The sequence below is a fragment of the Sphingomonas sp. KR3-1 genome (genome assembly GCF_040049295.1).
GTDB lineage: Bacteria > Pseudomonadota > Alphaproteobacteria > Sphingomonadales > Sphingomonadaceae > Sphingomonas.
Genome location: NZ_JBDZDQ010000002.1, coordinates 591,549 through 606,591, shown reverse-complemented (window position 1 = coordinate 606,591; position 15,043 = coordinate 591,549). Strand labels below are relative to the sequence as shown.

Genomic DNA, 15,043 nt, shown 5'->3' with positions numbered 1-15,043 from the left:
AAAAAAATTTCACGGGCATCGCGAAGTCGAGCGGATTAGCGCGCCGGCGACCGCGTCCCTTTCAAGACGATAGATTGGTCCGGACCACTCTCCACGCGCAAGCCGAACGCCGCCGCAAGCGTGGCCGCCAGCGCTTGGGCATCACCCATGCGGTATCCGCCAGTGACGCGCAATTCGCCGATCGCCGGGTCACCAAGCACAATTCTGCGCGCTGAATAGCGATTGGCGATCGCGATTACCTCGCGAAGCGGCGCCCCATCGAACTCGACCATGCCGCTCGGCCAGTCTCTGGCCGCCGGGTTGATCATGTGGGGCACCGGTTTGCTGGCGCCGGATGCGAGGTCGACCGATTGCCCCGACGCCAAGCGCGCGATCGGCACCCGGGACGCGCCGGGTTGGAACTGGCGTATCTCGACATTGCCCCGCAGCAGCGCGACGGAGATTTTCCCGTCCATGCAGGTAACATCGAAGGTCGTTCCCGTGGCGACGATCTCCTGATCGATTGCCGCGACCACAAAGGCCCTCGTCGCATCGTGAACCACTTCGAACCGCGCCCTGCCAGCATCAAGCTGAACGCGGCGTTCGCGTCCGGAGAAGCGCACTGTCAGCCGCGCGCCCACGTCGAGAGTCACGATAGAACCGTCGCCCAACCGGACTTTCCGGATGCCGACCGGCGATGTTACCTCCTGAGCCGCGACCTGCGGACCGGCGGAGTGATCCCGCGGAACGAGGAGGACGCCGATGGCGAACAACGCCCCGACTCCTGCCGCAAACGCATATCGCCAGGCCGGGCGGCGGGAACGCATGCGTTTCGGCAAGCCTTTATAGGCTTCGCCCGCCGGCGTGTGCGTGACCAAGCGCGACTGCTCCCAGGTCATGAGCATGCGATCGTACGCGCGCCTGTGGCGAACATCTTCGGCAAGCCAGGCTTCAAAGGCGGAACGGTCGCGCTCTGCATCGGGCGCCCGCATTCTCGCAAACCATTCGGCGGCTGCTTCGCGCAGCGCCGCGTCGGACTCGGCATTCATCAACGCGGGCCGAGCAGATCGCTCAGGTCCAACATGGCGCGCGCGATACGCTTTTCGACTTGCTTGACCGTCAGGCCGGTGCGCTCGGCGATCTCGACATAGGTCAGGCCTTCGACACGGTGCGCCATGAAAACCTCCCGCGTTTCCTCTGCCAGCTCCAGCATGGCCAGGTTGAGGCGGTCAAGCAAATCGCGCGTCTCGAGCAGACGGAATTGATCCATCCCGGTTAGAACCGCGTCGTCGGCCGGGACATGCAGCGCGGCGGACCGCCGCGCCGCGAACCTGGCGCGGTCGCGTAGAAGGTTCTGGCCGATCCGCGTGAGATAAGCCTCGGGCTGTCCAACATCGCGGCCCGTCCCCCCTCCCAACAGCCGCGAAAAGCTCTCCTGCATCAGGTCGCGGGCGTCCTCGGCGTTCGCAGTACGTCGCCGGAAGAAACGCAGCAGCCGCGGCCCCTCGGAGCGGTACAAGGAAGCCACATCCCGCGCCGGTGGCGGCTCGGCCGCCTCGGGCGGCTCCTTCGGGACGACCGATCCGCGCGACGCGGACTTGCTCGTCACGCGAAGCCCGGGCGGCCATGCCGCCCCTCCCCATCCCTCGCTCGAACCGACCGTCGCATGCGTCCGCCTCTCCCGTTCGAGGCGGACCGGCAAAGCCGGGTGATGAGAACATGCCTGAAAGTACATGCGCCCACGCCTTTGGCCGCAAGCGGCTTGGACATGCGCGTAGGCCACCCGGCCACGGAAAGGCCCGGATATAGTAGATCGCTTTCAGAGCGAGGTTCTCACGCCTCGGCGCCGCACTGCGTGCGGTGCCTCACCAAGGTACGGCGCCGCGAAGACATTGCAAGCCATGCGACCGCGCGCTGCTCCATAATGGAGGAATCCGCGCGGTAGCGCGCTCACATCGCCGCCATCGCGTCCGCAGCGACTTTTCGCACTAAATCGACGACGGATTTGGCGTCAAAGCGCTGCATGATCCTGGCGCGATGGAACTCGACGGTGCGAGGGCTAATGGCGAGGCGGAGCGCGATCGCCTTGTTGCTGGCACCTTCCTGCAGCGCGAGCATCACCTCGCGTTCCCGCGCCGTGAGCTTGCCTGACAAGGCGATCAGCTGATGATCGCCGAGGGAGACCGGCCGGATGACGGGCTGGTGCGCGGTGATCAACCAGCCGGCGACATTATTCGCGCCGCGAAAGGACTCCACTGCGACGTGCATTTCGACGGCCATCGCGCCGATGCGCGTTAGGCCGGCCCAGCCACCCTGCGATGCGATCTCCGCCGTTGCCGCAGCTTCATCGACGCCGAGCAAGCGTAGCATCGCCAGTCCGTGGGCAGCGGCTATCTTGCCGCCGATGAGCCGGGCCATCGCAGGATTAAAGAAGTGCACGGTGAGGTCGTGATCACAAACCGCAATACCGATCAAAGAATGTTTGATCGCCACTTGGAGAAGTTCCGCCGAAGATTCCTCGGCCGGGGTTTGTAAGCACAGTTTCAAGGCACCAGAAATAAAGATTTCCTCTTTTTGGGGAACTATCCACATATGCAGTTTTTGGCATAATTACAGTTGCTGGAACTGGTAGTACTACGAGTATCCATGTCAAAAGGTTGCGGCTAAGCGAAACGTAATCCGGGGGGACCTGATTTCAGGAGACCGGCTTCAAATGTTCGCTTCGCACGTGATGGCTTTTGCCACCCCGACCACCAAGCTGCGCCTCGCGCTCCTCGGTAGCGTATCCACCGCCGCAGCAATGCTGCTTCTGCCCACCAGCGCCGCTGCGCAGGCGACGACCTGCTCGCAGACCGGCACCACGATCACCTGCGTCGATGGCGCGGCCCCGGTCCTGACCGGCACCACCAGCGCCGGCAATGCGACGATTGCGGGCCCCGGCCTGGTGACTGTCGATACGACCAGCCCGGCAACGACAACTTATACCGCCACCGGCCCGATTTCGACGACGGGCGTGACCGCGGTCAACCTCACCTCCACGGGTGGTGCGCTCGGCTTCACCCCCGCCGGCGCCGGCGCGCCGGTGAACATCAACGTCACGGGCGGTATTGCTGCCAATGGCGTGACGCTCAATACGCTCGCTCAGCCGGCCACCGTCACGGTCGGCAACATTGCGACCAGCGGCACCAATTCCTTCGGCGTGCTGTCGACGGCCGGCGGCGACCTCACGCTGCGCACCGGCAACATCAACGTCACCGGTGCGAACAGCACTGCGATCGATGCGGGCGCCCAGACCGGCGCCATCTCGACCACCGCGGGCAACATTACCGCGACAGGCCGCGGCATCCGCACGGTCTCGGCCACCAACGGCGCGAACACCACCGTTGTCGGCAATGTCGTGGCGGGCGATCGCGCCATCCTCGCCAATGGCGGCGCGGTGTCGGTCACCAGCGGCAACATCACCACCTCGACCAATGGCGGCACGACCCCCGGCGGCTATGGCATCGCGGCGCAGGGCTTTACCGGCAATGTCGCGGTCCGGACCGGCACGGTGAGCACGGTCAACGGCGCGGGCATCATCGCCAGCGCGTTCAGCCCGACCGGCGCCGTCGACGTGGGCGGCTGCCCCACCGTCACCACGACCGGTGACAACGCGACCGCGGTCTCGGCACAGGCGCAGGGCACCGGATCGGTGACGGTCAACTGCGGCGCGCTCTCGACGACCGGCCTCAACAGCAACGGCGTGTTCGCGACTTCGGTCGGCGGCAACGTGGCCGTCAACACCACTTCGGCGACCACCTCGGGTGTCGGCTCCTATGGTGTCACTGCCAACACGACAGGCGCCGGCACGGTGACCACCAATGCGGGAGTGATCACCACCACCGGCATCGGCGGCACCGGCCTCTATAGCCGCGCCGCGACGGGCGCGATCGATGCCGGCTACGGCAACATCACGACTTCGGGCATTGCGGCCGGCGCCAACAGTGCCGCTGCGCTCGATCTCGCCTCGACCGGCACGATCAACCTGCGCGGTAATGGCGCGACGCTTCGCACCAACGGCGCCGGCGTGACTGCCGCCGTCGTCACCGGTGCGGGTATCACCGGTAACCTCGGCAATGTCACCACCACCGGCCTCGGTTCGCAGGGCGCGATCATCACCTCGACCGCTCCGATCAACCTCACCATCGGCACCGTGGCGACGACCGGCAATGGCCTGATCGTCAATGCCGGCACCAACGCCGTCACGCTGACGACCGGCGCAGTCACCGCGACCGAGGCGGGTGCGACCGGCACCGTCGTCAACTCGACCGGCGCGGTGAACTTCACCGGCGGCAGGCAGGCGGCCAATGGCGCGAACGCGCTTCGCATCACCGGCGGTGCCGGCGCGATCAACGCCACAGTTGCCGGGGCAGGCACCACCGGCGCGGGGACGGCAGTCGTTATCACCGGCACCGGTCCGGTGACGTTCGCCAATAGCGGCACGATCACCACCACCGGCGCCGCTTCCGACGGCATCAACATCGTCACGCCCGGCACCATCGCCATCACCGGCGGCCAGGTTGCCACCACCGGCGCCGGCAGCCGCGGCATCGTCGCCAATGGCGGCGGCGCAGTCACCGTCTCGGCGACCGGCGTCACCACCACCGGTACGACTGCGAATGCGGTCGTGGCGAACAGCACGGCCGGCTCGGTGGGCGTCTCGCTCAGCGGTGCCAACAACTCGGCCAGCCTCGACGGCGTGCACATCGCAGCGGCGACTACCGCCAATCTCGCGCTGACCTCGGGTACGCTCGGTGGCCTGAACAACGGCGCGACGATCACTTCGGGCACGGGCACCACGGTGACCAACGCCGGCACGATCAACGGCGGCAACTATGCCCTCGCGGTCACTGGCGGCGCGGCCACGGTCAACAATAGCGGCACGATCAACGGACGTATCCTGCTCACCGCCAATGGCGACACGGTGAACAACACCGGGACCTTCAACGCCAACAGCAACAGCAACAGCGACTTCGGCGCCGGTGCCGACGTGTTCAACAACAGCGGGACGCTGCGGGTGCTTGGCCTGGCGACCACCGCCGGCACGGTCACGCTGACCGGGCTGGAGACGTTCAACAACAGCGGCCTGGTCGATCTGCGCAACGGCCATGTCGGCGATGTGCTGGTCCTGCCGGGCACCTATACCGGCAGTGGTGCGGCCCAGCTTGGCGTCGACGTGAACCTCGCCACCTTCACCGCCGACCAGCTCCGCATCGGCGGCGCGGCGAGCGGCACGACGATCGTCTCGATCGCGGCGCTCAACACCACGCCGGCGGTGCTCAGCCCCAGCGCCGGCACGCTGGTGGTGCAGGCCGGCGCGGCTTCATCCGCAACGGCCTTCACACTCGACGGCGCGACGGTGGACCAAGGCCTGATCCAATACGGCATCGTCTACAACCCGACGACCTTCTCCTACAGCCTGGTCGCCACCCCGGGTGTCGGCGTCTACCGCGCCTCGCTGTTCGCCGAAGGGGTGCGAAACCTCTGGCTGCAGTCGGGCGACAGCTGGTCGGGCCATATGCGCGAATTGCGCGACAACGTCGCGGCCAACGGGCCGGGTGGTGCCGGCGGTCGCGTCTGGGCTCAGGTGCTCGGCCAGGTCGAGCAGCGCGGCAGCAATCGCAGCTTCGCGTTCAACGGCGTCACAACGCCGGTCGATCTCAGCTACAAGCAGGACTATTTCGGTGGCCAGATGGGCGTGGATCTCGGCGCCCCGGTGGGTGAGGGCGGCTTCGCCTTCGGCCTGACCGGCGGCTATCTCAATTCCAACATGAACTTCGCCAACTCGCCTGACCGGATCAATTTCGATGCGGTCAACGGCGGCGTCTATGCCAGCCTCAATGCCGGCAGCTTCTTCGTCAATGCGCTCGCCAAGTACGACTATTACTGGGGCGACAATGTCAGCATCTCGGGACGCTACACCCAGAAGCTGAAGGGTTCGATCTATGGCGGCAAGGCGGAGGCGGGCTTCCGCTTCGGCAGCAAGCTCTGGTTCGAACCGGCGGCGAGCGTTTCCTACACGCATTCCGATTTCGATGATTTCGGCCGCGCGTCGGGCAATTTCGCCTTCAACGACCAAGACGGCGTGCGCGGCCGCGGCGGCGCGCGGATCGGTTTCACCAGCGATATCGGCCCGGCCAAGATGACCCTCTATGGCGGCGGCAACTACGTCCATGAGTTCAAGGGTCAGGATCAGGTCACCTTCACCAGCGGTGGGCAGACGGTCCGGTTCGGCAACCAGCGGCTGAGCGACTATGGCGAGGGCCTGCTCGGACTGAACATCGGTTCGCAGCACGGCGCGATCAGCGGCTTCTTCGAAGGCCGCTATGCCGATGGCGGCGACTATGAAGGCTATGGCGGCCGCGCCGGCGTCCGCTTCCGCTTCTGATCCGTTCGAGAGCGTGGGTGTTTGTGGGTCGTCTCGTAAGAGGCGGCCCATAAGCATTTAGGCTGGTATCGGCTCGCCGAGCCGAAAGCTGGGAAAGCACATCGGCTGCATTAATTGAACTGCTCCCGCTATGCCGCATCGATGCAAGGTCAAAGACTTCGCGTTCTTTGCCCTAAGAGCCGATCGTGTATGACCTCTTCGCGCGGCCGCCAAACCAGCGCTCAAGCGCGGCGGCGATCCGTCACCGCAAAACAGCGGCCACTGGTTCACCGTCTCTGATAAAAGGTAGCTTTCAGGGAAATCATGAAGCCCCGGACGACCGTATTTGGGGCGCAAAGCGGACGTATACCGTGTCGTGCCGCTCCATAGGATCTCACGTGGGTTAGCCGATAAGGCTGCAGAGAAATCTGATGTGAAATCAATTCACTACGGAAGAATCTAAGATTCCTTCCGCGGATTCTGCGGCTTAGCAATGACTACCCTCACTGAAGCGCTAGAGGCGTGTCGCGAATCGCCGGGAAAGATTGGGTTCATTCCGGCGCAAAACATCCGACGACGTTTTCCGTACTTATTCCGTACGGCAAGTGCGGCGTAGAGCTAAGTCATTGAAAACATGGCGCACCCGGCAGGATTCGAACCTGCGGCCTCTGCCTTCGGAGGGGCAGCGCTCTAGACGAACAAGTGACGGCTGCTTTCGTAGTTCTTGCACCTCAAACCCGACAGTCGGCTAGCGGCCCAAGACTAGCCGTTCTCGACCAATCGACGCTCACACACCTCCAGCACCAATGCCTGGAGCACGGCCACGCGCTCCCCGATCCAGCGCAGTTCTTCATCGGTGATCTCGTAGTGCGGCGAGTAGCGAGCGTTCACATAGGCTTGGCGGATAAGCTCGAAGCACCGGCGGCTGAATTTGTCGCCGCGCGGCCAGGCAGCGACCAGTTCGGGCGCCACCTCCTCAGCGTGGGATCGCAAAAATTTGAGCCTGTGCGATTTAGGGCTGTAGAGGCGGAACACCAGCAACACGCAGTGATAGAAGCGCTCAACGGACTGGTGATAGTTGAACGCTGCGATCTTTCCGGCACCGCGCGACCGGTGAAACTCTGCACCCGCTGCGAACTCGGCTGCGGTCGGAAACCACTCATCGAAATACTTTTGCGCCTCGGCGCGCGCTTCGGCAGGCGGCAGATCGCGCGGCTGCACGAACGGGAAGCCTTCCGCCTCGTAGAGCGCGATCCCCTGCCCCACGATGTCGATGAAGAAAGGCCTGCCCCGCTCGAGCTGATGGTTCACGTCGGCGAGCGAATGGACGATGAAGTTGACCGGCGCGCTCAGCACATGCGTGATCGTCGTATCCCGCATCAACCGATCCTCGGCCGCCGACCAGAACTCGAATTCGGTCAGCCGCTCGTCGTTGACGACGATGAGGATGTCATAATCGGACTGGTAGCCGCCGACCGGATCGTCGACCCAGTCGCCGCGCGCATAGGAGCCGTAGAGCACGATCTTGAAGACGCGACCGGCCTTCTTCCACTTCAGCGTGCCCATCGCATGGGCGGCCTCGAATTCCTCGATCAGCACGCGCACGACATGGCCGAGCTCGCGCTGCTTGGACTGGGGGAGATGATCGAGACCGGTTCGCATGGTGTTTCCGCAACCTGTGGCAGGCAAAGCCGAGATGGCAAGACCCATCGGGTCCAAAGGCGTTCAGTCGCCCTCCCCGCGCTCCGCTTCGTCCATGAAGCGAGTCAGATGCACCATCGCCTCGACGAAGCCTCGCTCGACCTCGGCGACGGACAGCCCGAGCCGCGCGCCGATCTCGGGATAGGCAAGACCGTCCACCCGGAGCATCAGGAATATCTCGCGTGTGGTGTCCTCCATCGTTGCCACAGCGGCCTCCAACCGTGCCAAGCGGACACGGTCCTTGCGGTTCAGGCGCAACGCCCTGCCCTCCTCCTGCTCAAAACACCGCGACCCGGGCCGGAATGGCGGGGTGGGCGGCAGGAGCAGGACCGCCGGTCCCGCCGGACGAGGCGGGACGCACCCGCAGGGCCGCAACGCAGGGGAGGAGCCGGGCAAAGCCCGGCTTGCGGCGCGCCGCGGCGGGACCAAAGGGATGCGACGCCCACCCCGCCAGTCCGCGGACGCGGACAGAAAACGCCATCGCGCTCGCGCGATGTCCGCTATGCGAGACCGCAGGGCACAGCGATATCGCGCCGTGGTTCAGCCCTGCGAGAGGGGCGCATGACGGAAGTAATTTCTGCTAGGCGGCGTGGCCGGGGGAGCTTTCGTCCGCATCCGGATCGCGCCCGTGGTGGCGGTCGAGCGACCGCATAACCGGCGTGACCGTAAGCCCGTGCAGAAGAACCGAGACCAGGACCACCAGGCTCAACAACGCCCAGAGCCGGCTCTGATCTCCGTCTTCCATATGGTTCAGGCCGTAAGCGAGATAGTAGAAGGAGCCGACGCCGCGAATCCCGAAAAAGGCCAAGGTCAGCTTTTCGCTGCGTCCGGCCTTGAAGCCGAGAAGACCTATCGCGCCGGCCACCGGCCGAACCACGAGCAAGATGATGCCGGCGGCAAGTATCTCCGGCCAGCCGAGCGGCGCCAGGAGGCCGCTCACCAGTGCGCCCCCGAACAGCAACAGGCCCGCCATCATTGCAATCCGCTCGATCTGCTCGGTGAAGTCGTGCATTTCGCGCTGGAACTCGTGGCTGCGATGCGCATGCCGAATGGCCATGGCGGCGACGAAGACGCCGAGGAAGCCATAGCTCTGCGCCATCTCGCAGAGTCCGTAGATGATCAGCGTCGCCGCGATCGCGATCACGCCGTCGCCGGTCTGCGCCAGCTTGCTCTCGGCCGGGATGTGGAACGTGATCCATCCGAACAACTGGCCGACGAGCCAGCCGATCCCGGCCCCCGCAACGATTTCCCAGATCACGCTATGGAGGACCCATTTCGTCGCCCAGGCTTCGCCCGTGACGCTCGCTGCCGCCAGCGCTACCGCGAGATTGACGAACGGAAAAGCCAGTCCATCGTTCAGGCCCGCCTCGGAGGTGAGCCCGAAACGCACTTCATCCTCTTCGCCCGACCTGGGGGGACCGACCTGGACGTCGGCAGCAAGCACCGGGTCGGTCGGCGCCATGACACCGCCGAGCAGGATGGCGAGCGGGAGCGGCAGACCAAGGACCCAAACTCCGATCATTGTAACCCCGGCGATGGTCAGGAGCATCGTGGGACCCAGGAGGCGCCAGGTGACTGCCCAGCGTTTCCAGCCGAACACCCGATCGATCTTCAACCCGGCCCCCATCAGCGCGATGATGACCACGAGCTCGGTGAAGTGCTCGACGAAGACCGGATGCGCGCTGGGCAAGGGCACCACCGGGGTCGGCGCATAATGGCCCAAGGCAGCACCGATCGCGATGCAGACGATCGGAAGCGACAGTGGCAGCCTTTTCAAGGCAAGCGGCAGCCATGCGACGAGCGCGATCAGCACGCCGATCCCGACCAGCGCCGATATATAGGGCTCCGGAGGCCAGGAAAAGATGTCCGACATCAGGTGCTAACCGATCAATCGCCGCGACGTTCATCACGTCGGGATACCCTCCCGCATTCGCGGCACCGGCGCGCCGCACGGCATAGCCAAATCCGAAGGCGCAAACCTCGCCAGCTAACGGCAGTCAGGTCGGTTGACCCGGACTGGAGGCGCCGGTGCCGCGCGCCGGGTCCTGCGTTCGTACGGCAATGCGTTGAGTAAGGAGGCCGGCGTGATGGCCGGCCTCCTGATCATCGATCACATCGCCGCCGGCTCGCGGCGATAGGCCGCCCGGTGGCTGTCGATCTCGCCGGCGCTGTACGGCGCGGCATCCGGGTCGAAGCCGGTCCAGCCGGACTGCTTATAGTCCGATCCGCGCGTGTCGGCGCTGACACCACGATTGCCGTCGAGCACCGCTTCGGTCTCGCCGACGAGAGCGTCTTCGACGCGCGCGCTGACGAGGGTGCCGCCACGGCGCACGCCCTCGGCGTAGACGCCGGCTTCCTCGTCGCTGTGGCCCGCATTCTTCAGCGCGCCGACAATGCCGCCGGTGGCCGCGCCGCCGACGCCGCCAATAGCGGCTCCAACGGCAGTCGATGCCAGCCAGCCCGCGGCCACGATCGGTCCAAGGCCGGGAATGGCGAGAAGCCCGAGACCGGCGAGCAGGCCGCCGACGCCGCCGATGGCGGCGCCGGCGGAGGCGCCGCGCGTGACGTCGCCATCGTCATTAATGCCGTCGTTATCGGCGCGATCGGCACCGTGCGTGCCATGGGCATTGTTCGCGACGATGCTCAGATCGTCATGGGGAACGCCGATGCGCTCGAGTTCGGTCACGGCGGTCTGCGCGTCCGAATAGTCGTCGAACAGGCGTGTGATGGTCCTGGTCATGTTCAATGCTCCTGAAATGCGGTGGATCAGCGCGAGGTGACGTTGCCCTTGAAGTCGAGCATCACCGTCACGGCATGGCGGCGCTTCATCGCGCGGCCCTGCCAGACGCCGTCATTGTTCTTGCGAAGGCCGCTGATGTTGGTGAAGCCGGCCTTGGCGATGCGCCCCCGGGCCTGGCTCTGGGTGAACGAGCTGTGCCCGCGCGCCGGACGCGCGACCGCATGGACGCGGCTGTCCTTCATCGCCGGGTTGTGCGGCGAGGACTGGCGATCCTGCGCGATCGCGCCGGTGCTGGCGACGGTCGCGAGCACGGCAAGAATATAGAGCTTCATGAAGTTCCTCTCGGTAGCGCCGCGCGTCTTGCAGGCGCACGTCATCTGTCGATGCGAGATCGACAGGACGCGTTCCCTCGTGCGGCGGATTGTGAAGCTATAACCCGTTGAAATCGAACGCGGGCGCATGCCGCTCGAAATAAATCGGCAAGCCGGCGACGCGCCACAGCATAGCGGGCGCGACCGGGGAGCGCGGCGGCGGGCATGTCGCACCTAGCGTTTCGACGATCCCTCCAGGTAGAATTGTCGGCCGTCCGTCATCTCCGCGCAGCGATCCCGCGGAGATCTGCGCGCGCCACGTCTCGCACCTGTTGCTGGCGAAAGGTATCGCCGACTGCGCTAGGCCGGCAGTGGCGAGACCCGCGAGCGCGAAGCGCCGAGCAATTCATCCACCTGCTTGGCGAGATCCGATTGGCGAAACGGTTTGGCGAGCCGGACGACGTCGCCTGGCACATCGCTACCCGCGGCCGCGTAGCCGGTGACCAGGAGCGCGGGTATGCGATTTCCCGTCGCACGGAGCTCCGTGATGAGCTGGCCGCCGGTCATCGACGGCATCAGATAGTCGCTGACGAGGATATCTGCTTCGATGCCCGAACGCAGCGCCGACAGCGCCTGGCTCGCCGAGGAGGCCTCGACGACGACATAGCCGAGATCGCGCAGCATATCCGCTGTCGCCGAACGGACGAGATCCTCATCATCCACCAACAGCACTCGTGCCGCGGCGCGTGCGCGGACAGGATCGACCGCGTGGTGAATCGCATTTGCAGGCTTCTCGTCGGTGGTCGGCAGCCACAATTGTATCGACGTCCCGACGCCGATCTCGCTCTCGATCGTCAAGGTTCCCCCGGACTGGGCGGCGAGGCCATGGACCATCGACAGGCCGAGACCAGTGCCCTTCCCCACGCCCTTGGTCGAGAAGAACGGCTCGGTGGCCCGCTCCAGCGTGGCGCGGTCCATGCCGGTACCGGTATCGGTGACCGTCATACACAGATACTCACCGGCGCCGAGACCGAGCGCATTGCGGTGGTCCACCGCGACTTCGGCAACCGACAGGGTCAGCTTTCCGCCGCCGGGCATCGCGTCCCGCGCGTTTATCGACAGGTTGAGCAAAGCGAGCTCGAGCTGGTTCGGATCGACGCGCGCCGCGCTGAGCCGAGGGGGTGCCTCGAGCACTATGGAGATTGACGGCCCCAATGTGCGCCGGATGAGGTCGACGATGCCCTCGATGAGCGCGCCAACGTCGACCGCCTGCGGCTGGAGGGCCTGCCGCCGGGCGAAGGCCAGCAGCCGTTGGGTAAGCGTCGCCGCGCGCTCCGCGGCCTCGAGTGCGCCCGCGATCATGCGCTGGGTGCGCGGATCGTCGGCGTGATGCCGGCGAATGAGATCGAGGCTGCCGACGATCGGCGTAAGCAGATTGTTGAAGTCGTGGGCGACACCGCCGGTGAGCTGCCCGACCGCATCCATCTTCTGGGCCTGGGCGAGTTGCGCGTCTGCTTCCTTGCGGTCGGTCACGTCCGAAACCACGCCGGCCATCCGCGTCGGAACCCCTTCCGGACTGTAGCGCACGCGGCCCTTGATGACGAGCCAACGGCCGCGACCATTGGCGTCGGTGATGCCGCATTCGATCTCGAGCGAGCCGCTTTGCACCGCCAGGTCGAGCGCGCCGGCGACTGCGTCGCGTTGTGCCGGATCGACATGCGACAGGAAGGTCTCGACGTTCCAGCTCGGAAGCAATGCCGGGTAGCCGAAAATCTCGTCATGGCGAAGCGTGCGCCTGGCCTGGCCGGTCGCGAGATCGATGTCCCAGCTTCCCATCTCCGCAGCATCGAGCGCGATCTCGAGGCTGGCGCGCGCATCTTCCAGGTCGCGCGTCCGGTCTACGACCGCCTTTTCGAGCGTGCTGGCCGCATCGCGCAGTTGATATTGCCGCGTTCGCGCCTTGAGCGCCGAGCGGATCGCCCCGAGCATCGCCTCGGCATGGAGCGGGCGTTCGAGCAGGACGACATTGCCCAGTTCGGCGAGGCGCTTCGCCGCCGCCTGCGTGCGCGGCGCGGTCGTGCCGTTGGCGAGCACCACGAACGGGATGTCGGCCCATGTCGGCTGGGCCGTCACCCATTCGGCAAGCGCGCTGGTATCGCTTGCAGCGAGCGCTTCTTCGGTAAGCAGTACTGCTCCCGCACCGGCGGTCATCTCGACCAGAAGGCCGGCCTGGTCCGCGCAGATGTGGCAGCGGATGTCATTGCGGCCGAGCAGTTCGGCGGCAATCGCGGCGTCCCGCCCACGTGGCGCAAGGATCAGGACGCGTTCGTGCATCTCAGCCCTGACGGTCCCGCGTTCCCATTCGGCTCGCCATCAGCGCCTTGCCTTCGCCCGAGAAGGTCGGAACTCCGGTCAGGACACCTTGAAACTGCCGCAGCGGCTCGCCGACTTGCAGCCCGCTTGCGCCGATCTGGAATTCGCGGATCGTCCGTTCATGCTGCGCGGTCCGCGTCTTGATGACGGAAATGGCCTGGCGCACCTGGCCTTCGGCTTCGAAATATCGAAGCTGGACCACCGTGTCGGACAGGTAGCTGAGATCCACGTCGGAGCGGATATCGCCCATCACGCCGTGGAGCCCGAGAATCAGGACGGTAACGATGCCCTTCTGGCCAAGATAGGTCAGCAGCTCGTGCATCTGCAGCACGAGGAACTGCTCGCTGGGCATGGACTGGAGATAGGCGTTGAGGCTGTCGATCACGATCACCCGCGCGTCCAGCTCCTCAACCGCGCCGCGGATCGCCCCGGCGAACTCGCCCGGCGACATTTCCGCGGGATCGACCGCGCGCAGTTCGAGATGGCCGGAATCGATATAGGGTTGGAGGTCCATGCCGAGATTGGCGCTGCGGGTCAGCAACGTCGGCAGGCGCTCGTCGAACAGGAAATAGGCCGCCTTGTCGCCACGTTCGAGCGCGGTCACCATGCACTGCACCGATGCCGTGGTCTTGCCGACGCCGGCGGGGCCGGTGAGCAGGGTCGAGGTGCCCGGCACGAGCCCGCCGCCGAGTAACAGGTCGAGCTCGGTCGATCCCGTGGACACCGTCGGCCGCTGCTCGAGAACCGAGTGCTCGGACGCCACGAGCCGCGGGAAAACGGAGAGCCCTCCACGCTCGATCTCGAAATCGTGATAGCCCCCACGGTAGCTGGCGCCGCGCATCTTCACGATGTGAAGCCGCCGGCGTTGGGCGCCGAACCCGGACAGCGTCTGCTCGAGCGAGATCACGCCGTGCGCGATGCTGTGAAGCTGCAGATCGCTCTCGCTGCCGCTCTTGTCGTCGAGGAACAAGACCGAGCATTGCTGGGTCGAGAAGAAATGCTTGAGCGCCAGGATCTGACGTCGGTAGCGGATCGGACTTTGGGCGAGGAGACGAAGCTCCGACAGGCTGTCCAGCACGACGCGGCTCGGCCGCAATTCGCCGACCTTGGCCATGATGTTGCGGATCGTCTCGCCGAGCTCGACTTCGCTGGGATGAAGTAGCGTCTGCTCCTGCTCGTCGCTAAATCCGTCGGCCGGCACCATCTCAAACAAGGTGATCGGATCGAGCGACCAACCATGGGTGTTGGCGACCCCGCGCAGCTCGGTCTCGGTCTCGGCAAGGGTGATGTACAACCCCGGCTCGCCGCGTTCGGCTCCCGCCAACAAGAAGGCGAGGCCAAGCGTCGTCTTTCCGGTGCCGGGCGTACCCTCGACGAGATACATGCGGTGTGGGGTCAGTCCGCCCTTCAGGATCGTGTCCAGCCCCGCGATGCCGGTCGAGGCAAGCTCCGGCAGCTCATTCGATGATGCCAATTTCGTATCCCGCATTTCCGCGCCTTCGCGGCTTTGAATATGAAAGCGTTACAGAGCCG

At 65.5% G+C, this 15,043-nt stretch carries 11 protein-coding genes; 1 reads left to right on the top strand and 10 read right to left on the bottom strand.

All coding sequences use genetic code 11. From position 1 onward, the window contains the following. Positions 1–35: 35 nt before the first annotated feature. The 3 genes from ABLE38_RS14615 to ABLE38_RS14605 form a co-directional block, all read right to left on the bottom strand. Positions 36–1,028 (bottom strand): FecR domain-containing protein, encoded by a 993-nt coding sequence (locus ABLE38_RS14615; RefSeq protein ID WP_348974958.1) that lies wholly within the window; start codon positions 1,026–1,028, stop codon positions 36–38. Continuing rightward, positions 1,028–1,588, bottom strand: a complete 561-nt coding sequence (locus tag ABLE38_RS14610) for an RNA polymerase sigma factor (protein ID WP_348974957.1) — start codon at positions 1,586–1,588, stop codon at positions 1,028–1,030. Before ABLE38_RS14610 ends, ABLE38_RS14615 begins: the two co-directional genes overlap by 1 nt. 341 nt (positions 1,589–1,929) lie before the next feature. Continuing rightward, on the bottom strand, positions 1,930–2,571 hold the full coding sequence (locus ABLE38_RS14605) for a helix-turn-helix transcriptional regulator (protein WP_348974956.1): 642 nt from the start codon (positions 2,569–2,571) through the stop codon (positions 1,930–1,932). Between the two features lie 139 nt (positions 2,572–2,710). Between ABLE38_RS14605 and ABLE38_RS14600 the strand changes: the two genes are divergently transcribed. Continuing rightward, entirely contained in the window at positions 2,711–6,406 is a 3,696-nt protein-coding gene (locus ABLE38_RS14600; protein WP_348974955.1) for an autotransporter domain-containing protein, read from the top strand. Between the two features lie 741 nt (positions 6,407–7,147). On the opposite strand, the gene ABLE38_RS14595 is transcribed toward ABLE38_RS14600, so the two are convergent. The 7 genes from ABLE38_RS14595 to ABLE38_RS14565 all read right to left on the bottom strand — a co-directional run bounded on the left by ABLE38_RS14595 (position 7,148) and on the right by ABLE38_RS14565 (position 14,984). Beyond that, complete coding sequence (locus ABLE38_RS14595; protein ID WP_348974954.1) at positions 7,148–8,047, bottom strand: HEPN domain-containing protein; 900 nt, start codon at positions 8,045–8,047, stop codon at positions 7,148–7,150. A 63-nt stretch (positions 8,048–8,110) separates the two neighbouring features. Beyond that, entirely contained in the window at positions 8,111–8,305 is a 195-nt protein-coding gene (locus tag ABLE38_RS14590) for a sigma factor-like helix-turn-helix DNA-binding protein (protein ID WP_348975222.1), read from the bottom strand. Between the two features lie 361 nt (positions 8,306–8,666). Beyond that, positions 8,667–9,959, bottom strand: coding sequence for a cation:proton antiporter (locus ABLE38_RS14585; protein WP_348974953.1), 1,293 nt, complete (start codon positions 9,957–9,959; stop codon positions 8,667–8,669). A gap of 237 nt (positions 9,960–10,196) precedes the next feature. After that, a complete protein-coding gene (locus ABLE38_RS14580) occupies positions 10,197–10,826 on the bottom strand; it encodes a general stress protein (protein ID WP_348974952.1) in 630 nt (209 codons plus the stop codon). A gap of 26 nt (positions 10,827–10,852) precedes the next feature. Further along, a complete protein-coding gene (locus tag ABLE38_RS14575) occupies positions 10,853–11,158 on the bottom strand; it encodes a hypothetical protein (protein ID WP_348974951.1) in 306 nt (101 codons plus the stop codon). Between the two features lie 339 nt (positions 11,159–11,497). Continuing rightward, a complete protein-coding gene (locus tag ABLE38_RS14570; RefSeq protein ID WP_348974950.1) occupies positions 11,498–13,471 on the bottom strand; it encodes an ATP-binding protein in 1,974 nt (657 codons plus the stop codon). Between the two features lies 1 nt (position 13,472). Further along, entirely contained in the window at positions 13,473–14,984 is a 1,512-nt protein-coding gene (locus ABLE38_RS14565; RefSeq protein ID WP_348974949.1) for an ATPase domain-containing protein, read from the bottom strand. Positions 14,985–15,043: the final 59 nt, after the last annotated feature.